This is a genomic window from Dehalogenimonas formicexedens, assembly GCF_001953175.1.
Classification (GTDB): domain Bacteria; phylum Chloroflexota; class Dehalococcoidia; order Dehalococcoidales; family Dehalococcoidaceae; genus Dehalogenimonas; species Dehalogenimonas formicexedens.
This window is the reverse complement of record NZ_CP018258.1, coordinates 101,954-121,358: the sequence shown is the minus strand read 5'-3', so window position 1 is coordinate 121,358 and position 19,405 is coordinate 101,954. Positions and strand designations below refer to the sequence as shown.

21 protein-coding genes are annotated in these 19,405 nt (G+C 55.2%); 10 read left to right on the top strand and 11 right to left on the bottom strand.

Annotated elements, in window-relative coordinates; genetic code table 11:
• The first annotated feature begins 21 nt into the window (after window positions 1-21).
• From Dform_RS00645 to ispE, 3 genes are all read left to right on the top strand, one after another.
• Window positions 22-2,046 carry a choice-of-anchor J domain-containing protein gene (locus Dform_RS00645; RefSeq protein ID WP_158513443.1) on the top strand — a complete coding sequence of 675 codons (2,025 nt, stop codon included), beginning with the start codon at window positions 22-24 and terminating at the stop codon, window positions 2,044-2,046.
• 936 nt (window positions 2,047-2,982) lie between these two features.
• Window positions 2,983-3,897: a 16S rRNA (adenine(1518)-N(6)/adenine(1519)-N(6))-dimethyltransferase RsmA gene (gene rsmA, locus Dform_RS00635; RefSeq protein WP_099092344.1), complete on the top strand. Its 915-nt coding sequence runs from the start codon at window positions 2,983-2,985 to the stop codon at window positions 3,895-3,897.
• Window positions 3,890-4,747, top strand: a complete 858-nt coding sequence (gene ispE, locus Dform_RS00630; RefSeq protein WP_225973701.1) for a 4-(cytidine 5'-diphospho)-2-C-methyl-D-erythritol kinase — start codon at window positions 3,890-3,892, stop codon at window positions 4,745-4,747. The genes rsmA and ispE overlap by 8 nt, the downstream gene beginning before the upstream one ends.
• Before the next feature lie 13 nt (window positions 4,748-4,760).
• Here ispE and Dform_RS00625 read toward each other — a convergent pair whose 3' ends face one another.
• Window positions 4,761-6,020, bottom strand: coding sequence for a CCA tRNA nucleotidyltransferase (locus tag Dform_RS00625; protein ID WP_076003300.1), 1,260 nt, complete (start codon window positions 6,018-6,020; stop codon window positions 4,761-4,763).
• Window positions 6,021-6,173: 153 nt separating this feature from the next.
• On the opposite strand from Dform_RS00625, the gene Dform_RS00620 reads away from it, so the two are divergent.
• The 3 genes from Dform_RS00620 to nifS are packed head-to-tail and all read left to right on the top strand — an operon-like array spanning window position 6,174 to window position 8,064.
• Entirely contained in the window at window positions 6,174-6,617 is a 444-nt protein-coding gene (locus tag Dform_RS00620; RefSeq protein WP_076003299.1) for an RrF2 family transcriptional regulator, read from the top strand.
• Between the two features lie 4 nt (window positions 6,618-6,621).
• A complete protein-coding gene (locus tag Dform_RS00615; RefSeq protein WP_076003298.1) occupies window positions 6,622-6,849 on the top strand; it encodes a hypothetical protein in 228 nt (75 codons plus the stop codon).
• Window positions 6,850-6,900: 51 nt separating this feature from the next.
• Entirely contained in the window at window positions 6,901-8,064 is a 1,164-nt protein-coding gene (nifS, locus tag Dform_RS00610) for a cysteine desulfurase NifS (RefSeq protein WP_076003297.1), read from the top strand.
• Between the two features lie 411 nt (window positions 8,065-8,475).
• Here nifS and Dform_RS00600 read toward each other — a convergent pair whose 3' ends face one another.
• The 6 genes from Dform_RS00600 to Dform_RS00575 all read right to left on the bottom strand — a co-directional run bounded on the left by Dform_RS00600 (window position 8,476) and on the right by Dform_RS00575 (window position 13,318).
• Window positions 8,476-9,144 carry an SdpI family protein gene (locus Dform_RS00600; RefSeq protein WP_076003295.1) on the bottom strand — a complete coding sequence of 223 codons (669 nt, stop codon included), beginning with the start codon at window positions 9,142-9,144 and terminating at the stop codon, window positions 8,476-8,478.
• Window positions 9,141-9,440, bottom strand: coding sequence for an autorepressor SdpR family transcription factor (locus Dform_RS00595; protein WP_076003294.1), 300 nt, complete (start codon window positions 9,438-9,440; stop codon window positions 9,141-9,143). The genes Dform_RS00600 and Dform_RS00595 overlap by 4 nt, the downstream gene beginning before the upstream one ends.
• 66 nt (window positions 9,441-9,506) lie before the next feature.
• Window positions 9,507-10,946 carry a cysteine--tRNA ligase gene (gene cysS, locus Dform_RS00590; protein WP_076003293.1) on the bottom strand — a complete coding sequence of 480 codons (1,440 nt, stop codon included), beginning with the start codon at window positions 10,944-10,946 and terminating at the stop codon, window positions 9,507-9,509.
• Window positions 10,947-11,081: 135 nt separating this feature from the next.
• Complete coding sequence (gene ispF / locus Dform_RS00585; protein WP_225973700.1) at window positions 11,082-11,558, bottom strand: 2-C-methyl-D-erythritol 2,4-cyclodiphosphate synthase; 477 nt, start codon at window positions 11,556-11,558, stop codon at window positions 11,082-11,084.
• Window position 11,559: 1 nt separating this feature from the next.
• Window positions 11,560-12,252: a 2-C-methyl-D-erythritol 4-phosphate cytidylyltransferase gene (gene ispD / locus Dform_RS00580; protein WP_076005008.1), complete on the bottom strand. Its 693-nt coding sequence runs from the start codon at window positions 12,250-12,252 to the stop codon at window positions 11,560-11,562.
• Window positions 12,253-12,346: 94 nt separating this feature from the next.
• Window positions 12,347-13,318: a mechanosensitive ion channel family protein gene (locus Dform_RS00575; RefSeq protein WP_076003292.1), complete on the bottom strand. Its 972-nt coding sequence runs from the start codon at window positions 13,316-13,318 to the stop codon at window positions 12,347-12,349.
• A 253-nt stretch (window positions 13,319-13,571) separates the two neighbouring features.
• On the opposite strand from Dform_RS00575, the gene ltaE reads away from it, so the two are divergent.
• Window positions 13,572-14,609, top strand: a complete 1,038-nt coding sequence (gene ltaE / locus Dform_RS00570; RefSeq protein WP_076003291.1) for a low-specificity L-threonine aldolase — start codon at window positions 13,572-13,574, stop codon at window positions 14,607-14,609.
• Window positions 14,606-15,226 (top strand): hypothetical protein, encoded by a 621-nt coding sequence (locus Dform_RS00565; RefSeq protein WP_076003290.1) that lies wholly within the window; start codon window positions 14,606-14,608, stop codon window positions 15,224-15,226. The genes ltaE and Dform_RS00565 overlap by 4 nt, the downstream gene beginning before the upstream one ends.
• On the opposite strand, the gene Dform_RS00560 is transcribed toward Dform_RS00565, so the two are convergent.
• The 3 genes from Dform_RS00560 to Dform_RS00550 all read right to left on the bottom strand — a co-directional run bounded on the left by Dform_RS00560 (window position 15,223) and on the right by Dform_RS00550 (window position 16,554).
• Window positions 15,223-15,462: an FmdB family zinc ribbon protein gene (locus Dform_RS00560; RefSeq protein WP_076003289.1), complete on the bottom strand. Its 240-nt coding sequence runs from the start codon at window positions 15,460-15,462 to the stop codon at window positions 15,223-15,225. The two genes, Dform_RS00565 and Dform_RS00560, sit on opposite strands and share 4 nt — an antisense overlap.
• A 16-nt stretch (window positions 15,463-15,478) precedes the next feature.
• On the bottom strand, window positions 15,479-15,883 hold the full coding sequence (locus Dform_RS00555; RefSeq protein WP_076003288.1) for a NifB/NifX family molybdenum-iron cluster-binding protein: 405 nt from the start codon (window positions 15,881-15,883) through the stop codon (window positions 15,479-15,481).
• A 149-nt stretch (window positions 15,884-16,032) separates the two neighbouring features.
• Window positions 16,033-16,554: a protease inhibitor I42 family protein gene (locus tag Dform_RS00550; RefSeq protein ID WP_076003287.1), complete on the bottom strand. Its 522-nt coding sequence runs from the start codon at window positions 16,552-16,554 to the stop codon at window positions 16,033-16,035.
• 239 nt (window positions 16,555-16,793) lie between these two features.
• On the opposite strand from Dform_RS00550, the gene radA reads away from it, so the two are divergent.
• On the top strand, window positions 16,794-18,194 hold the full coding sequence (gene radA / locus Dform_RS00545; RefSeq protein ID WP_076003286.1) for a DNA repair protein RadA: 1,401 nt from the start codon (window positions 16,794-16,796) through the stop codon (window positions 18,192-18,194).
• 266 nt (window positions 18,195-18,460) lie between these two features.
• A complete protein-coding gene (locus Dform_RS00540; protein WP_076003285.1) occupies window positions 18,461-18,706 on the top strand; it encodes a hypothetical protein in 246 nt (81 codons plus the stop codon).
• A 24-nt stretch (window positions 18,707-18,730) separates the two neighbouring features.
• Here Dform_RS00540 and Dform_RS00535 read toward each other — a convergent pair whose 3' ends face one another.
• A complete protein-coding gene (locus Dform_RS00535; protein WP_076003284.1) occupies window positions 18,731-19,336 on the bottom strand; it encodes a MarC family protein in 606 nt (201 codons plus the stop codon).
• Window positions 19,337-19,405: the final 69 nt, after the last annotated feature.

Sequence of the window (19,405 nt, the reverse complement as noted above, 5' to 3'; positions counted from 1 at the left end):
ATACAAAAAGGAGGAGTTCAAGTGTTCAGGCGAAAAATGTCCATACCTGTCAGCATCCTCTTGACTCTCGGCGCCCTGGTCTTCATGCTACCCGCGTCTCTTCCGGTTTCTGCCGCCAAGATCACCTATGAGGCGACAGATGTCGGCCCTAAGATCAGGCAGTGGGAGGCGACTTCCGATCGAATAGCCAAAGACGATCAACAGAGTGGTGGAGGTTCCGCCTCGGCATCGGCACTTACAGTATTAGATACAAAAATTTTCCTGATTCTCAACGATTATACTGGTCAATATCAAGCCACATATTTCAATTTGGTTGCAGACTCTCCAAAGACACAGGTTTGGGTACAGGCAAACCTCGCCTGGCCGGCGGGAGATCCCCGGGCTAAACCGGAACTTACAGATGAACAGGTTTCATACATTCTTGGTCAATTCGACAATAACATTCTTCCTAAAGAAACTGCCTATTTCGGTACCGCCGATGCCCACGACGGAACTAACGCATACCTACCATCGTTGTTGGGTTTACCTGATGATTATTACTTTGACTCCAACGGAAGAAACATCGTCCTGGTTAGCAATATCCGCGATGAAAACTTCTATGATTCCACTTATCCAATATATATAGCGGGCTTTTATTCTCCATCATTTGAGGTATATTTCGACCGCAATATCATCAGCATCGATGCCTATGATTGGACAAATCGCATGGGGTCCAGCGGTACCCGCCCGTATCTCTATGAGGGAGTCTTCGCTCACGAATGGCAACACTTGCTACATGATGACTATGATACAGATGAAGATACCTTCATTAACGAGGGTATGGCTGAATTCGCCGAAATCGTCTGCGGTTATACCGCCTCTCTCCAGGGACATATAGCTGCCGCTGCAGCAAATCCTGAAAATTCACTGGTTGTTTGGGGAGATCAGGGCGACGATGAGATCCTCACCGATTACGGGCAAGCCGCCTTGTTCCAGATATATCTCAACGAACAATTCGGGACGTCATTCACACAAGCTCTATTCCACAATCAGGGCAATGGTATTTCAGGAGTTAATGCCACCCTTGCCCAGTTTAGAATTCAAAAAAGTTTCGCGGACCTGTACCATGATTTCTCCATTGCGATGCTGATCAATTCGGTCAAAGCCGGTGGTAAATATGCCATCAAGACCTTCCCGGATTTCAAACTTAACATCGGTACCAGCGCTAATCCTAATCTGCAAGCCTTCGACACTGAAGGCGCGCCGCCCTGGGGCACGGACTACCTGTGGCTCCCTGGCAAGATGAAAGATGTCCTGAAATTGGAGTTTGAAGGGTTGCCGTTATCAACTTTCCCGACCCGTTGGTCTTCTGTTGATGGTTGGTTGTGGAGTGGTACCGGTGACCTTATTGACAACTGGGCTATCTTTAAGGCATCCGGCGGTGGAACGTTGACGTTCGATACCATTTGGGACATCGAAGATTATTGGGATTTCGGTTTTGTTCAGGTCTCGACGGATGGTGGTTATACCTGGACAAGTCTAGCTAACGCTTATACCACTTCGGATCATGACCCCAGTGCCCATCCCACAGTCGTTGCCAATCTGCCTGGTTTGACAAGTTATGTTACTGATCCGGTGACGATGAGCTTTGACCTTTCGGCTTATGCAGGCCAGAATATCCTCATCGCCTTCCGATATGTGACTGACTGGGCTACAACATATTCCGGCTGGTATATCGACAATGTTTATGTCGATGACACATTAATTTCGGATGGGACCGATACTTCAGTGTTCAAAGATATTACTGACATCTTTCCTATCCCCAACGGCTACACCGTTAGTTTTGTCGGCATGAAATCCGCCGGTAAAAACACGGTGGGTGAATATCGGGTACTCACGATGAAGCTTGATAGCGTCACCGCCGCTGGTTTATACGAACTCAGCAGCATCCTCACATGGTCTGACCAGGCTGTCATGCTGGTTACATACGATGCGCCGGAAGGTGCCACATTCTATGTACCGTATGACTATAACTTCATCCTCAAAACAAAAGGACCCAATAAATAATCCCACGATACTTTACTAACAAAAGAAGGGGAGCCCCGCAGGCTCCCCTTCTTTTTTCCCCTTTGTCATTCTGAACGTAGTGAAGAATCTCATTGCTACCTCTTAAACAAGACTACCGTGAAGCCTTCCTGATCTTTCTGGACATCCCCACCGTCTCCACCATCTGTTATTCTGAGTCCGCGATGAAATCGGGACGAAGAATCTCGGTTCCGCCCCGGTAACATAAGCCTCCCCATATTTGTCTTTACCGTGCCGTTCAAATCCTCTGTCTTTGCGAGGAGGGCGAAGCCCGACGCGGCAATCTCATTCTTTGTCTTTGCGAGGAGCGCAACGGCGTGGCAATCTAAACCCCTTGTCTTTGCGAGGAGGGCGAAGCCCGACGTGGCAATCTAATCCTCTGTCTTTGCGAGGAGCGCCGCGACGTGGCAATCTCGAAAACCACCTGACCGCTGATAGCTGACCGCTGACTGCTCTTAAAAAATATTCCCCCAAAAACGACAAAACTCGCTTGACTATCCTCTGAACGTCCGTGCTATAATACCCCCATGAACATTATAGCACAACTGTGCCCTGTCATTTGCCGTTTCGCACCGGCTGGTTTCACGATATTTGTTTTCCAGCCGGCCAAAAAACCAGCATTCGTTTTCCCACGATTGGCCAATCGCAAATTTTGGGGATTCGTTCCGCATAAAACTCTTTCTCCCGAAAAAACAAAAACGAATCGGCGGCCCGAATTCTCAGAGCATGGGCCTTGTCACCCGCCAACCGGCGGATGGAGGAATTGTTTCCTTTGTTTTCGAGCGCGTTTCTCAACGCGCAACCCGCGACACGAAACGCGATCTGACAACTGACAACTGATAACTGATAACTGATAACTTTTAACTGCCAACTGTGAACTGACAACTATGGTAATATTTGCCGGAAATGAAACGCCAGATGATCGATAACCAGGACCCAAATATCGCCCTGACGCCGCCATCCGGCGCAACAAGCCCGGGCTTGCCCACCCCTGCGGCCTCGCTCATGTCCGAAACCCGCGCCCTGCTCGACCGGTACAACCTGAGCGCCAGGAAAGGGCTGGGGCAGAACTTCCTGATCGACCGCGGAGTCCTGGACAAGATCATCGCCGCCGCCGGTATCTCCCGATCCGATACCATCATCGAGGTCGGCCCCGGCCTGGGGGTGCTCACCCGCGCCCTCGCCGGACGCGCCGGCAAGGTCATCGCCGTCGAAGTCGACAGGGGTATGGCCGCCCTGCTTCGTGAAACGATGTCGGGCTTATCCAATGTCGACATCGTCGAACGCGATATCCTCGAGACCAAAATCGAGGAATTGGTCGGCGGCGAGGATTTCAAAGTCGTCGCCAACCTGCCCTACTACATCACTTCTCCGGTACTCCGGCATTTCCTGGAGTCCGCCCGCCAGCCAAGTCGCCTGGTGGTCATGGTGCAGAGAGAGGTAGCCAAACAGATCGTTGCCCAACCGCCCGAGATGAGTCTTTTATCAGTCGCGATTCAATTCTACGCTTCGCCCAGGATCGTAACCCACGTCCCCGCCGGCGCTTTTTACCCGCCGCCCAAGGTCTCTTCCGCGGTATTAAGGCTCGAAGTCCTGCCGCAGCGCCGTCTTTCCATGGCTGACGAAGCGGTCTTCTTCAAGCTCGCCCGGGCAGGTTTTTCGACCCGGCGCAAGCAGCTCATAAATGCCATCTCGGCCGGACTCGAGATCGACAAGGATCGAGGCGCCGGGTTGCTTGAGCGGGCAGCAATCGATCCCCGGCGCCGCGCCGAGACGCTCACCATCGACGACTGGCTGAATGTCCTTCGATCATACAAGGAAAACATTGTTTAAACTCCTTGCCCCGGCCAAGATCAATCTGGCCCTCGAGGTGCTCGGCAAGCGCCCAGACGGCTACCACGACATCAAGAGCATCGTCCAGACCATCGACCTGGCCGACGTGCTCGATTTCGATGCCTCTCAGAACCTGGTAATCTCCGGCGACCTGCCGGGTTGGGATAGCTCCAAAAGCCTGGTCTCGAAAGCGGCGGTGCTTCTCCGCGAGCGCTTCGGCTGTAAAGAAGGCGCCCGTGTCCATGTGACCAAGCGGATCCCCCTCATGTCGGGTCTCGGCGGCGATTCCTCGGACTGCGCCGCAGCCCTCAAGGGCTTCAATCGATTGTGGAACCTGGGTCTCTCCGATCCCGAGCTGATGGAGATCGGCGCCGCCCTGGGCTCCGATGTGCCGTTCTTCTTTATCGGCGGCACCGCCGTCATCGAGGGGCGAGGTGAACTGGTGACTCCGTTGAAAGCCTTTCCATCCGCCTGGGTGGTCCTCCTGCTGCCCCCCGTTTTGCCTGAAAACGGTAAAACCGTCCGGCTGTACCATGCCCTCAAGCCGGCTGATTTCACCAGCGGTGACAAAACCGAGAAATTCGTCCATGCCCTGATGGAGGGCTGGGAGATACCACCGTCGCTGCTGTCCAACGCCTTCGAACGGCCTTCAGCCGAACTCTGGCCGGAGATTGAGGAATATCGATGGCGTTTCCTGGAGGCGGGGGCTTACCGCGTCCGGTTATCCGGCGCGGGCCCGGCTTTGTTCAGCCTTCACCGGGATAGGTCCGAGGCGGAACGTATCTTCGAGAACCTCAGAAAAAACCGGCTGGAATGCTACCTGGCGCACACCACCGGGCATCCCGGTTAGCGTGAATACAGCCTTACGATTCGCCGGGGCGGCTCTTCAGCCACTCCATGACAAAGTTCTCTTCCTGGGCCCTGCTGCAAATAAGCCCGTCAAGCCGCAGGTCTCTGATCCCATCGAGAATCGATTTAAGGTCAGGCCCCTGGGCGACCCCCAGCCTTTTCAGGTCTTCGCCGGTGAGCAAGGGTGCGGAATGTTTCCATTCGTTCATAAAGCGGTCGATATTGTCCCCCGCCACACCGGACGGGACAGCGCATTTCGCCGCAACCAGGGAGTCTCTGGACAAGCCGTGGAGAACGGCGGCTACCGCGCTCGGTTTGGCCTCGGGTGAAGTCAAAATTCCACCGTTCTCGGCAATGGCCTGGCTATCCCGGAGGGCCCTTGCCTGAGGCTTGGTAAAACGGAGGGATGCAATGAACTCTTCCTTTTCGGATGCGGTCAAGCGCCAGGCGAGGAGTGCCAGGTAAACGTCGGGGTGAGGTTTTTCGACCAGCGACCGTGCCCTGGCGCATACCTCGGACAGCCAGGAATCTCCCTTCAATGACGGGTGCCACGTCGATAACAATCCCAGTTCATCGGCCCGCCGAAAGACCTTCTCGGGAGCCGTTTCTGTAAGGATGCATTCCAGTTCGTATCGAAGCCGGTCGGGGGTGATCGTTCCAAGCATTACCCGGTCCCGTTCGATCAGTTTCAGCGTTTCCGGTTCGATGCGGAAGCCCAGGCGCTGTTCGTAGCGCACCGCCCGCCAAATTCGGGTGGCATCGTCGATGAAGCTCCCGGGATGAAGCACCCGGATCAATCTCTGCCGGATATCCCGGAGTCCTCCGCAAACGTCGATAAGGCATCCCCAATCGTCCGGATTGAGAGACACCGCCATCGCGTTGACCGTGAAATCCCGGCGGAGAAGGTCCATATTGATGGGCCCTGGCCGCACCGTCGGCAGCGCTCCCGGCCTCGGGTAAGTCTCCTCCCGGCTGCGTACCAGGTCGATATGATGCCCGCCCCATTTTAACCGGGCGGTATTGAAGCGGTGGTGGACGGTGACGTCATCCGGTGAAGCGGCGATAGCCATAGCCAGCCCGATGGCATCCCCCTCGACTGACAGGTCGAGGTCGAAACCCGCCCGGCCCAGAATAGCATCGCGCACCGCCCCCCCGACCAAATAGAATCGCCAACCCCTGGCAGCAGCTTCAGAAGAGGCAACTTTCAAAAAAGCCGCAATCTCAGGGGGTAGGGCTTCGCCCAGCCGGGGTGCCAGATTTTCGTCATTCGCCATTGTAATCAGCCTCACATTATACACGATGACTTTGCATCTCGCGCACGGGCACTCACGTTTGACAAGGAAAAGTAGACTGGGCTAATATGAAACCGTCACCAAGTCTTGAATCATTATCCTCTTGTCTTGGTTTATTGAGCTTGGAGGATCGATTTGAAACTCTCAGCCCGCGGCCGGCATTCCATGGAAGCCATGTTCGACCTGGCGATTCACTACGGGGAAGGCCCAATCCTGATCCGGGATGTTGCCATGCGGCGGCGGATTTCGGAACAATACCTCGCCCAGTTGTTTATCCCTCTTCGGATCGCCGGGCTGGTCCGAAGCGTTCGCGGCGCTAACGGCGGCTTCGTCCTGGCCAAGGAACCGGCGGAAATCCGATTGTCCGAGGTCGTAAAAGCCACCGAGGGATCGACAGCCCCTTCCGAATGTGTGGACGATCCCAGGGTCTGCTGGAAGGGCGAGCACTGCGTAACCCGTGATGTCTGGATGCAGATCAAAAAAGCCACCGACAACATTCTTGATGCCATCACCTTGAATGACATGGTTGAACGCTGGCGGCAAAGCGGCCAGCCGGAAGTTCCGGAAGAGGTTATTTGACCGGATGACCGATAAGACCTGCCATTGCTACGGCTGCGGCCGGAACCAGGGAGTAGACTCCTCGGAGTTGCCGTGCCTGGCGCTTCAGGGCTGGTTTATCGTTTCCCACCTGGTCGGACCGGAAGATATCAAACGCTACGGTTTTTGTTCATTGGAATGCCTCCAGCGATGGGTCAACGAAAACGCCGAAGCCATCCCGGAGATCTTTCTGAATTCGTTCGACGAACTCTAACTGATCGCCCGCCGGGGGGGCAAACCGGCGCTTCTGGTATAATTCTTAACTATGAAACGCAGTTACCTTGACTACGCCGCCACCACGCCGGTCGCCCCGGAAGTCCTTGAGGCAATGCTGCCCTATTTCCATGATTTTCCGGGTAATCCGTCCGCCATCTACGCCGAGGGACAGGAAGCCCGGCAGGCCGTCGAAAAGGCCCGTGGGTCGCTGGCAAGGCTGATAAACGCCCGCCCTGACGAGATTCTTTTCCTGAGCGGCGGCACCGAAGCCGACAACATGGCGCTCGCAGGCATCCTGAATGCCAACGGTTGCCGCGGAAGGCATGTCATCACCACCGCGATTGAGCACCACGCTGTTTTGGAAACCTGTCATTTCCTGGAGAAAAACGGAGCCTCGGTCACAGTATTGCCGGTCGATACCAACGGGATGCTTGATCCGGGTGAAGTCGAAAAAGCGGTTCGGCCGGATACCGCCGTCGTTTCGGTAATCTTGGCCAACAATGAGATCGGCACCATCCAAAATCTGGCGGAAATTTCTAAAATCACCCGTGAGAAAGGTGTCTACCTCCACTCCGACGCGGTGCAGGCGGCAGGCAGGATTCCCGTCGACGTTGAGGCGCTCGGTGTCGATCTCCTCAGCGTTTCCGCTCATAAATTGTACGGTCCCAAAGGCATCGGCGCCCTTTACATACGGAAGGGCACCAGGATTTCGCCCATTCTGTGGGGCGGAGGCCAGGAGCGCGGCAAGCGTTCGGGAACCGAAAACGTTCCCGGCATCGTCGGCTTCGGCAAAGCCGTTGAACTGGCCCAACTCACCATGGCTTCCGAGTCCGGGCGACTGTCAGCCCTGCGTGACCGGCTGATCGCCGGGGTTCTTTCAACTATCCCCGAAACCCGCCTCAACGGCCACCCGACACAACGCCTGCCGAATAATGCCAACTTCTCCTTCGATTATGTCGAAGGAGAGAGCGTCTGTCTCAATCTGGACCTGGCAGGCATTTCGGCTTCTCCCGGCTCCGCTTGTTCTTCGACGAGTACCGCACCTTCACACGTCTTACTTGCCCTGGGACTGCCTCAGCACCAGGCATTTGGCTCCCTGAGGCTGTCTCTCGGGCGTTGGACCACCGGCGATGACATTGATCGGGTGTTGGAGGTCCTTCCGGGAGTCGTTGCCCGGTTGCGGGCCATGTCCCCGCTGTGGGCGAGAAAATAAGTCCTGCCTTTTCCGCAATTCCGAAAACGGGATTGCGCCCGGGATTGACAGATGGCAATTCATCTGTATGAAGAATTAACAAATTTACAAGGAGGGTTGATTAAAGTGGGTCTCTTGGATCCGAAATTGACTGAACAAGTCCTCGAACGGTCGGGCGGCAAATGCGAATGCACTGACCCCGAGCATGAACACGGCGATAGCTGCGGTATGAGTCTGGATGCTTCATGCCAATATGTTTACGACCCTGAAGTCCCGCTCCAGCTCAAGGTCATTTGCCATTCGTGCTACAGGAAGAGAAAAGCTTTTAGGAAAAAACAGTATTAGGCTGTTCCAAAGCAATTGTGAAAAGAGGCTCTTTAAAGAGCCTCTTTCTGTTTTCCCGCCGGACTGGTTATCTGTTTCAATGGGAGATCAGCGCGGTGTACCGTTAGTCCTGTTGGGGTCGGACTTCCAAACCAGATAGGAATAGATGATTAAGTATATGATCGACGCCATGAACAGACCGAACACCGAGAAAAACAACCAGTCTTGCCGGATGATCCCGGTGAGGGCTAAGAGCAGGCCGAAAACAACGAATATCTTGCCGCCGAGCTGGTGCGTCTTCCTCCATGAGAGTTCGCTGGTTAATGTCCAGGGGGTGCGGATACCGACGAACCACGTTTGCTTTAGCTTACCGAAATAGTTGCCGAGCACCACAAACATCAGGCCGACCATCACCATTACCGCCATGCCGATATCGATCGAAGCCCCTTTGATTGATGCGAGTATTACGCCGTGTATTCCAGCCATGAAAACCACCAGGAGAGTCCTGATGATTCGATAAACTCCGCCGAATTTTTCATAATTGGCCCGTTTGGGATCGATTTTGGGTAATACCAGGAGAAGCAGGTAAATGCCGATGGTCATTAAAGGCAGTAAAAACAACCCTTCGAACCTGCCGCCGTACCCGTTCGGCTCGCCGTTAAGTCCCCAGTGAATCGGTACGGTCTCGGGGGCACTGGGATAGACAATCGCCGAAGCGATAAACATCGCCGCGATCAAGAACAGGTTTAAAGCCTCGGAACGCCAGGTAATCTTCATGACTCTTTCTCAATCCGATCCTTTTTTTTATCTCGATCCACTTTCAGCAGGTCCATAACCGCCGCCAGCGTCTCGTCAACCACGGACATGTTGAGCGAATATACAATAGTGGCCCCCCGCCTTTCCTCCTGGATCAGGTCGGCCGCCTTGAGCACACCGAAATGTCCCGACAAGGTCGATTTGGCAAGCTCGAATTTCTCGGCAATCTCGCCTGCAGTCATCGGCCGTTCCCCGAGAAGTTTCAGTATCCGGCGCCGGTTGGCGTCGGCCAGGGCTTTGAACACGCTTTCGGTCATATTCGGTAATTCGCCAATTACCGAAATAATAACCCGGAGTTGGTGATTTGTCAAAACCGGGAAATTCTAGGCTCTGGCTTTGTATTCCCAGACAGTGCCGGATGGCGTGTCTTTAAGGTTGACGCCGATACCTTCCAACTTCTTGCGCAGGACATCTGCCTTGGCGAAGTCTCTGGCTTTGCGCAGCTCGGCACGTAGGGAAATGACATCGGTCATCGCCTTAGCCGCGTCTTCATCCCATTCGCCCGGGGTTTTGCCGAGCTCCCGGTAGATCTCTGCGACGGTTTCAGCAATTTTTCCGTCATCGGCAGCTTTCCCCGCTGACTCCAGTTTCAACCCCAGGACATCCGCCAGTTCGCGGAGCAATTGTTTCGCCGCGGACGCGTCCCCACCATCGGCTTCGATGCGGTTGAGATCCCGCGTCAGATCAAATAGAGTTGCCAGAGCCTGCGGCGTATTGAAATCTTCGTCCATGGCCTCGACGAATCGGGTGCGATAAACTTCACCGTCGAAAGCTAACGGTTTAGTGCCGGTGGCGCTCTGCAACGCCTGTGACAGTCGCTGTGCGCCTTTTTCAGCCGCTTCTATCACCTCGGCGGAGAATGTCAGCGGGCTGCGATAATTGGATCCCAGCACGAAGATACGCAACGCATCGGAGGAGTTTTTAGACAGGAAATCTTTGATGGTGATCAGATTGCCGATGGACTTGCTCATTTTTTCGCCGCCCAGTTGCAACAGCCCATTGTGCAGCCAGTAGCGGACGAATGGCTTTTTACCGGTAAAACTCTCGGTCTGGGCGATCTCGTTCTCATGATGGGGAAAGATCAGGTCGGCGCCACCGCCGTGAATGTCGATTTGCTCTCCCAGGTACTTGAGATTCATCGCGGAGCATTCGATATGCCAGCCGGGGCGCCCCTTGCCCCAGGGCGAATCCCAGGACGGCTCGCCGGGTTTGGCGGCTTTCCATAGCACGAAATCCATGGGATGTTCCTTGTCCTCGCCTACCTCGATGCGCGCGCCGGCCTGCATCTGGTCGAGAGTGCGATGGGAAAGCTTGCCGTAGTCGTTCAGCTTGGTAACTCTGAAGTAGACGGAGCCGTTGGCTTCGTAACCGTATCCTGTTTCGACCAATCCCCTGACCAGCGCGAGGATCGATGGGATCTCCTGCGTCACCCGTGGATAAACCGTAGCCGGCAGGATATTGATTGCGGCCATATCAGACAGAAATTCGCCTATGTTCCGGTCGGCCAGCTCCAGCGGCGTGATGCCGAGGGGCGCCGCCTTGGCGATGATCTTATCGTCGACGTCGGTGAAGTTCTGGACGTACTTGACGTTATAGCCGCGATAGATGAGGTAACGTCTGATGACATCGAAGTTGATGTAGCTCATGGCGTGCCCGATATGGGCGGCGGACTGCGGCGTGATGCCGCAGACATACATCTTGACCGGATCGCCCTGGGGAACAAAATCTTCTTTGCGGCCGGTGAGGGTATTGGATATTTTCATGGGGCGAGTATATCACGGATGGCTGCGCATCGGCACAACTGGTAGAGCAGGCATCCTTGCCTGCTTTTCACCCGGGCATCACTGCCTGTCTATTGACCCCGAATTACCACGAAGATCGATGCCGCTGGAGTGGCCTCATTTTTCGACAAGCGCCGTCGCCCAGGCTGCCATGCCTTCCTCGCGGCCGATGAACCCCAGTTCCTCGGAAGTGCTCGCCTTTACGTTGATCGATGACGGATCGATACCCAGGGTGCCGGCGATATTTTGGCACATGGCGGCAATGTACGGCCGCAGCTTTGGCTGTTCGGCCACGATTACAACATCGACATTGCCGATTTTCCATCCCGCGGTTTTAAGCATGCCGCCGACGCGTTCGAGCAGCTTCAGGCTTGAGATGCCTTTGAACTGGGGGTCTCCAGGCGGGAAATGAACGCCGATATCCCCCAACCCGGCTGCGCCTAAGAGTGAATCCATGACCGCGTGGACCAGGACATCGGCATCGCTCCAGCCGATGAGCCCGTGGCTGAATGGGATTTCCACCCCCCCGAGGACCAGTTTCTGGTTTGGCGCCAGGCGATGGACATCGTAGCCGAGACCGGTTCTGATCTTCATCCTAATCTCCGCTTCTCCGCCAGAGCATTTCGGCGGTGGCCAGGCTTTCCGGAGTGGTTATCTTGATATTAGCATAAGAACCTGGAAACAGCTTAACCCGGATACCCAGGTTTTCGACCAGCGAAGCATCGTCGGTTACGGACATCTGAGCCGCGGAATCATAAGCCCGTCGTATGATCTCATAGCGGAAGACCTGGGGAGTTTGAACGGCGAAGAGTTTCTCCCGGTCTAACGTAGCCTCGATAAAACCGGCCGCAGACACCTGTTTGATAGTATCGGTCACCGGAACCGCGCAAACGGCGGCCCCTGTTTCCACGGCGGCGTCTAGTCCCTCGTCAATTTGAGCAAGCCGCACCAGCGGGCGAGCCCCGTCATGGATGATGACCCATTTTACGTCGTTCTCGAGCCGGGCGATGGCTTTCATTACTGAATCCTGCCGCCGCTCGCCCCCCGCGATGATATCGGTAACTTTGCGCCATTTCTCATTCGCGGCCAGCTTTTCGGCCGGGGTGACCCGGTCCGGATTGATCACCACGACGATTCGGTCGATGAACGGATGACACTCGAACGGATAGACCGTGCGCGACAGAACCGGCCGGTTGCCCAGCATCGTGAAAATCTTGTCCACGCCCTGCATCCGCTCGCTGCGCCCGGCGGCGGCAATGATTGCGGCGACCTTTTCTCCATTGTACACAGCAATATTATAATGCATCGGGACGGAGGCACGCTATCGGGAATGACTTTCCGTTAAACAAGCGAGCCTGTCGCGGGTGGCGATGTTATCGGGTTCAGGAACCGGAGGCTTGAACGGGACGAGTGCCTCCATTACTCTCGGGCTTTACGGAAACGCCCAACGTCTGGGATGAAATTCTGACTTTTTCACTGCCCAGCCTCGTGATCTCGTCAAGGATCAACCTGTTCAACCTGTCCCGGGTTTCTCGCCGGTTCCTGACTTCCGAAATATAACGAACGGTGAGGTTGATCCAATTGTCGGTGAGGGTTACAAAGATACTCGGCGCCCCGGCATTGCCGGGCAGGAAATAACGGCCAGCCAGGCGTGAAAAAGAGTCCTGAGCCTCCGTAGTTGCCGCCTTCGTTTCGATTGTCACCAATTTCAGAATTGTGTCCAGGGCCAGGTGCCAATCGCTGTCGTAGGTTAACGGGATGTTGATCTCATCCCAGATGAAATGGTGGTCACGGGTGTAATTATGGACTGCGTGAGAAAGGATGAAACCGTTTGGAATCTGGCATAAGCGGCCGGTCGGCTGGTCTCCACCCACCCATTCACCTATTTCCAGAAGGGTGGTATTCAGGAGACCGATATCGATAACATCCCCTTTTTTGGAATTCACCTCGACACGGTCGCCGATGCGGTAAGTGCCCCTGGTGAACAGCATCAGGCCTCCGGCCAGGTTCTTGAACAGGTCTTGCAGGGCCAGTGCCACCCCGGCGCCAATGAGGCCGTAAGCGACTAGCAAGTTCTGGGCGTTGATCCAGATGTTGGTCAAGGCTATCGCCGCCCCGATAAAGAAAAAGGCGGACATAACCCGCCTGAAATTGAATCGGGAGGCGATTTCACTGATGCTCCGGGCTACCGCCTCCTCCAGTATCAGCTTGAAGACCAGGTATAAGCCAGCCAGAGTTAACCCCGATGACAACGCTCGCTGCAGGTAAACGTTTTCAGGGTACCTGAACAGGGCTACCGCGGCTCCGATGCTCAGAGCCAGCAAAATAAACACGGTGATGATTTTATTAACCATGTCACTTTAAGAATACCCCTAACCACAGCCCCCTCATAATCGGCCTGAATTTTCTTTCCCAAATTCGCTGCTAGGATGTCGTTTTTCGTCATTGATACTGAACAAAAAAAACTGATGGCTTCTTTCATCCAGCCTCTTCTCGCGGGTATGGCGGGTACCAGGCAGATCACAAAGGGGATAAATCAAACAACAAAACTGTTTATTGGAACTGCCCTTGGTGTACAATCATCGCGACTTACAGGTGAGGATAAGGATGAAATTTATCGATTTTCGAAGCGACACCATAACCCACCCCACCCAGGAAATGCGAGATGCCATGTACCGCGCCGAGGTTGGCGACGATGTTTTCGGGGAAGACCCCACGGTCAACCGTCTGGAAGCTATCGCTGCCGAAATTACTGGCAAGGAGGCGGCGGTCTTCACCCCCAGCGGTACGATGAGTAATCTGATCGCGGTTTTGAGCCACACCCGTCATGGGGATGAAATAATTCTGGGCGACCGGGCGCATATCTTTCTCAATGAAGCCGGCGGCGCCGCCGCAATCGGTGGCGTTTCTCTCCGTACCGTACCCAACAACACCGACGGCACCATCGATATCGACCGAATCGATTCCTCCGTCAGGGGTACCGGCAACCTGCACTGGCCAACCTCAAGGCTTTTGTGCCTGGAAAACACCCACAACTACTGCGGCGGCGCCGTTCTGGACGTGGAATACACCGCCGAGGCGTCTGAAGCGGCCCACCGGCGGGGTCTGACGGTTCACCTGGATGGGGCGCGCCTGTTTAATGCCGCCGTCGCCCTGGGCGTCGCCCCTGTCGAACTTTGCGAGCCGGTCGACTCGGTCAATTTCTGCCTCTCCAAGGGTTTGTCGGCGCCTATCGGATCGGTGCTCTGCGGCAACACGGAATTCATCGCCCGTGCCAGAAAGTTCCGCAAGATGGTAGGCGGGGGCATGCGCCAGGCCGGGGTCATCGCCGCCGCGGGTATAGTCTGCCTGGAGCACTGTGTCGATCGACTGGCTGACGACCATAAGAATGCCAGGACCCTGGCAGATGGCCTGCGTCAGATCCCGGGTCTCGTCGTTGAAAACCCGCAAACCAACATCGTCATGATCGATCTGCCTGATAACCTGTTGGCCGCTGATTTCGTTAAACGAGCCGCGGAGGCCGGTATCAAATTCATTTCCGTCGGGTCCCGGCGGGTACGCGCCGTGACACACCGCATGGTTTCCGCCGCCGACATCGCCGAAGCGATCACTCGCTTGAAAAAAGCCATGGGGCAATTGAAATGAAACCAACCCAGGCCGAAATCGAAACCCTGGCGAAAAACGCTCAAACCGATGACGATGCACTATCCGCGCTTGTCTCCGGTTTGTCCTCCAGGGACCTTGATATTAAACAGAGGAGCTTTCAGGCGCTGCACCTTCTGACCAAAACCCATCCCGCCCGGCTCTACCCGCGTTACTGGGATGAATTCGCCGCCCTTCTCGGGGCCCCCGGCGTTGATGCCAAGTACATCGGTATCTACCTGTTAGCCGGTTTGGCAAGGGTAGACACGGAAGATTGGTTCGAGGACATTTTCAATCAGTATTTTTCGCTGCTCGACGACAATTCGCTCATCGCCCCGATGCACGTCGCCCGGAACGCCGCTTCGGTTTTCAAAGCCAAGCCGGATCTCCGCTCAGATATCGTGAAATTGCTGACCAGCATTGACAAGACCCACCACACGCCATCACGGAAGGCCTTGATCGCCTCCAGCGCGCTTGAATCATTGGATAAGAATTGGGATGAAATCGAGGACAAAACCGCCGTCCTTGAGTTTGCCCGTTTCTATCTGAACGCTCCCAGCCCCAAAGCCCGCAAAGCCGCCAAGGAGTTCATTAAAAGGCGTGAAAAATCCCAGGTTTAATGCCCGCCGCAGCAGCCGCCGCCACCGCATCCTGAAACCTGGCTCCGGTCTTCGGCTCCGCAGCAGGTTTTGCCGCCCGGATTGCACCGGCTGAGCACGATGGGAACCGAGCGCTGGCGTTCCAGGTCGGTGCCGCCGCAGCTGGAGCAGGAAAAGTCCTGGCATTTCCCGGTATAGGACACCAGCAGTTCGGTAACGTGGCCGCAGGCGCGGCATTTGTAGTCGTAGATCGGCATTTATATCTCTCCTGAACTAGTGCAATCTGTCGATTTCGTTCTGGAAACGGTCTTCGACAATGGCTTTAACAACCTGGTCTGCATCCTTGACGTCGGTCAGCAGAGGTTCGATTCCCTGGTTCACCATGGAATGGTAAGCGCCGCCGCCCATGTGCCCGGCGACGATATAGTTGCAATCTTCCGCGGCGCTGAGCATAGAAACATGCTTGTTCTGGGACTCGGCATCCATGCCGTGCTCGCCGCCGTGATCATGGCAGGAATGGGATCCCGGGGCTTCTATGAAAGAATGGTGCCCCACCTTTTCCCTAACTTCTTTGGAGACGACCTTGTCATTTTCTATAGTGTAGACAATGTAATAAGCCGCGCGGCCGAAATGCTGGCTGATATTTTTGCCGTCATCGGAAGCGATAGCAACTTTCATCACATCCCCTGCTCTCTGTAATCGTCACCAGAGTAATGAATCTAATTTTACAAGAATAACACCCATAACCCAGGGCGTCAACTAGTGGTTTCCAGCAAAAACAAAAGGTGGAGGACAACATCCTCCACCTTTTCTAATGGCGAGAAATTCTATTTTACAGTCACGTTGAGCGCCAGTGTCCATTCATTCTGGACTCCGCCCTGCCACGGCTGGCTGTAGTTGAAACTGATTGTTGTCTGCCCAGGTTGAAGCGTCTTGAATGTCCATACCTGTTTTCCGGCAGCGCCCACTATCCCGCTCGGCGGCGCGACGAATTGGCAGGTGTATTCGGATGAGACATTTCCATTGCTGATGACGGCTTTCTGCCAATCGTACCCGGTGCTGGGGTTTGAGCCGAGTGTCACGATGAGCGAACCGCCGTTTTCGATGGTGACGTCATAGGTGATGTGTTTCTGTGAGGCAAGTTCGTCGTACAGGTATTCGACTTTGATCGTCTTGGATGGGTTGTCCAGAGGTGGCATGTAGCTGTTGTTTTCGGTCGTGTCGGTGGTCGTCGGCGGGTTGATCGCCGCGTCGGTGTTTGGGCTGGCGCATGCTCCAAGAACCAGCGATAGGGCAAGTATCGGGACCATGACCCAGATGGCATTTTTCCTTTTTAAAATATTCTCCATTATCTGATTTTCTCCTTTTTCTTCGGGCTGGCCGGCTCGTTACACCAGATACAACGCCCCTCGATAAGTACGGATAGTGGAAAAACCCTCGATATCCCCAAAAACTCCCCAAAAGGACAGGCAGGACTAAACCCTTCGGGAGAGAAATTGGATTATTGGAAATCGGTATTATTGGTATTATTCAGGTCCCCAAACTGGGTTTGCTTGCGCCTGGCACCCCGTTGCGCTAAAGTCTCCCCATGCCAAAGTCACGCGTCATCTTCGTCTGTTCCGGCTGCGGCCAGGAGTCCGCCAAGTGGCAGGGTAAATGCCCCGGCTGCGGCGATTGGAACACCCTTTTCGAACAGACCGTGGCTGCCGTTAAATCGTCATCGTCACGAAAGATCGCTAACAACGCCCCCCAACCCCTGCCCGACATCGAAATCACCGGTAACGAACGTATCGCCCTCACGATGGGTGAAGTCAACCGCGTTCTCGGTGGCGGGCTGGTGCCGGGGTCCTTGTCGCTGGTCGGCGGCGAACCGGGCATCGGCAAATCCACCCTGCTCCTCCAGGTCGCCGCCCAGATGGCGGAACTCGCGAAGTCGCCGGTGCTATACGTCTCCGGTGAAGAAACCCGCCCTCAGATCAAGATGCGCGCCAGGAGGCTTGGCATCGAAGGCGACGGCCTCTACCTGCTGAATGAGACCGACCTCGATAACATTATTGCCGAGATGGATAAGCTTTCTCCTTCGCTTGTCATCATTGATTCGATTCAGACTGTTTACGCCCCTGACATCGAGATGGCTCCCGGCGGCGTCTCCCAGGTCCGTGAATGCGCTGCTCGCCTGGTCACCTGGGCAAAATCGTCGCAGACTCCGGTGCTCATCGCCGGACACGTTACCAAGGACGGGGCCATCGCCGGACCGAGGCTCCTCGAGCATATTGTCGACACCGTGCTGTACCTTGAGGGAGAGCCGTTCTCCAGCTACCGCATTCTCCGCTCGATCAAGAACCGTTACGGCTCGGTCAACGAGGTCGGTATCTTCGAGATGAAGGAAGACGGCCTGAGGCAGGTCGAGAACCCCTCGGAAGTCTTCCTGTCCCGCGACCGTCAGAATACCGTCGGGTCGGCTGTGGTGCCTGTTCTCGAGGGCTCAAGGCCTTTACTCGTTGAAATCCAGGCGCTGACCAACATGACCAGCTTCGGCCAGCCCCGCCGCACCGCCAACGGTCTCGATTTCGGACGATTGATCATCATCACCGCCGTACTTTCCCGCCGGGCTTATTTGAAACTCGGCACCCAGGACGTCATCGCCTCGGCGACCGGCGGGCTGCACCTGGACGAGCCCGCCGCCGATCTGGCGACAGCCCTCGCCATCGCCTCCAGCTACAAAAATGCGCCTGTCGACGCTTCGCTCGTCGCCATCGGAGAACTCGGTTTGTCCGGCGAGATAAGGAACGTGCCCCAGATTGAGCGCCGGCTGGCTGAGGCAGATCGCCTCGGTTTCAAGAAGGCTATCATTCCGGCTAACGTCCGGGTCAAATCCCCCTCCCCTGATTTCAAATTGATTCCGGTCCGCGACATCCGCCAGGCCCTCAGGGAGAGCCTGACACCGGGAATCGATGGAGAAGCCCCGGCTTCGGAAGAAACCATCTAGGCAGGCGATTCCCCATCCGGGCTCTGAATTTCTCGCCGGCCATCTTTTCCCAGGTAAGCATCAGGCTGCAGATTACCGGAACCGGCGGGGTTGGGGAGGTCTGGCCTTCCGTAACGCTTCAACGATCGTTTGCGATAGGTACAAAACCGGGATGGGCGTAATTTCAGGTTATGAGATTTTATGTATAGGACTTTTATAGACTTTAATAACCAAAAAGCTTTGTTTGGGGACTATAATATATATTGGGTTATTAGCTGGAAATCGGGATGGAAGACGGGCGTCGTATAGCTGCTGAAGCCTACACTATCGCCTGCCGGATTGAGCAGGAAGAACTCCAATTATCCAGGCTCGATCTCAGGAGCCAGAACTCGTTATCTGAATTCGATAAATCTAAACAGTTATATCTTGTCGGGGAAATATCAGAGCTTAAAAAACTATTCTTCGAACTTACCGACCGCACCAGGCTTCTGAACTTCACCAAAACGATTCCTCTGCGGTATGGCGCCCCATAGCCGTTCCATCGCCCTTATCCTAACCTAAAGCGTCTCCGCCCAGTTCCTGAGCCCCTCCAGTATCAACTGCACCGAGATCATCGACACTATCAGCCCGGTGACGCGTATCAACGCGCCGACCATATTGTAGTGCCTGAGAAACCTGAAAAGGGGGATGGAGAGCAGCATGAACACGAAGTTGACGGCGACGGCGATGAAAGTTGAGAGCGACGTCTGCAGGGCGCCGTTCTGGGCAGTCAGGGCGATGACGGCGGTGATAGTGGCCGGGCCGGCGATGAGCGGGGAGGCCAGCGGCATGATGGCGTGTTCAGAAAGGCGCTGGCTCTCCTGTGCCTCGTAGAACACGCCCCGGGTGAGCGCCCGGTAGCCCAGCGTGAACAGCACGATGCCGCCCAATATCTCGAACGAATATATGTCAACGTGAAAGACGCTGGTGAAAACGACGTTGCCGAGGATGATGAAAACCACCAGTATCAATAGCGCCGCCGCTGAGGATTCCAGCGACACTAGGAGCAGGTCTCTCCCGCGCTTTGCATCTTCCGCGGAAGCCAGGAAAAAGACCTTGCTGATGGGATTGATCAACGCCAGCAGGTAAATTGTCGAAGCTGCCAGGGTCTGGAGAGTGAGCATGCTGACTTGAGTATACAACCGGGCGGAGGAATGTCAATAATCATTCAATGAATTTTAGATCAATACACA

Coding starts and splice junctions, on each gene's coding strand:
- rsmA (WP_099092344.1), top strand. CDS start 2,983: ATGATCGATAACCAGGACCCAAATATCGCCCTGACGCCGCCATCCGGC.
- Dform_RS00625 (WP_076003300.1), bottom strand. CDS start 6,020: ATGGCGAATGACGAAAATCTGGCACCCCGGCTGGGCGAAGCCCTACCC.
- Dform_RS00615 (WP_076003298.1), top strand. CDS start 6,622: ATGACCGATAAGACCTGCCATTGCTACGGCTGCGGCCGGAACCAGGGA.
- nifS (WP_076003297.1), top strand. CDS start 6,901: ATGAAACGCAGTTACCTTGACTACGCCGCCACCACGCCGGTCGCCCCG.
- Dform_RS00600 (WP_076003295.1), bottom strand. CDS start 9,144: ATGAAGATTACCTGGCGTTCCGAGGCTTTAAACCTGTTCTTGATCGCG.
- Dform_RS00595 (WP_076003294.1), bottom strand. CDS start 9,440: ATGACCGAAAGCGTGTTCAAAGCCCTGGCCGACGCCAACCGGCGCCGG.
- cysS (WP_076003293.1), bottom strand. CDS start 10,946: ATGAAAATATCCAATACCCTCACCGGCCGCAAAGAAGATTTTGTTCCC.
- ispF (WP_225973700.1), bottom strand. CDS start 11,558: ATGAAGATCAGAACCGGTCTCGGCTACGATGTCCATCGCCTGGCGCCA.
- Dform_RS00575 (WP_076003292.1), bottom strand. CDS start 13,318: ATGGTTAATAAAATCATCACCGTGTTTATTTTGCTGGCTCTGAGCATC.
- ltaE (WP_076003291.1), top strand. CDS start 13,572: ATGAAATTTATCGATTTTCGAAGCGACACCATAACCCACCCCACCCAG.
- Dform_RS00565 (WP_076003290.1), top strand. CDS start 14,606: ATGAAACCAACCCAGGCCGAAATCGAAACCCTGGCGAAAAACGCTCAA.
- Dform_RS00560 (WP_076003289.1), bottom strand. CDS start 15,462: ATGCCGATCTACGACTACAAATGCCGCGCCTGCGGCCACGTTACCGAA.
- Dform_RS00555 (WP_076003288.1), bottom strand. CDS start 15,883: ATGAAAGTTGCTATCGCTTCCGATGACGGCAAAAATATCAGCCAGCAT.
- Dform_RS00550 (WP_076003287.1), bottom strand. CDS start 16,554: ATGGAGAATATTTTAAAAAGGAAAAATGCCATCTGGGTCATGGTCCCG.
- radA (WP_076003286.1), top strand. CDS start 16,794: ATGCCAAAGTCACGCGTCATCTTCGTCTGTTCCGGCTGCGGCCAGGAG.
- Dform_RS00540 (WP_076003285.1), top strand. CDS start 18,461: ATGGAAGACGGGCGTCGTATAGCTGCTGAAGCCTACACTATCGCCTGC.
- Dform_RS00535 (WP_076003284.1), bottom strand. CDS start 19,336: ATGCTCACTCTCCAGACCCTGGCAGCTTCGACAATTTACCTGCTGGCG.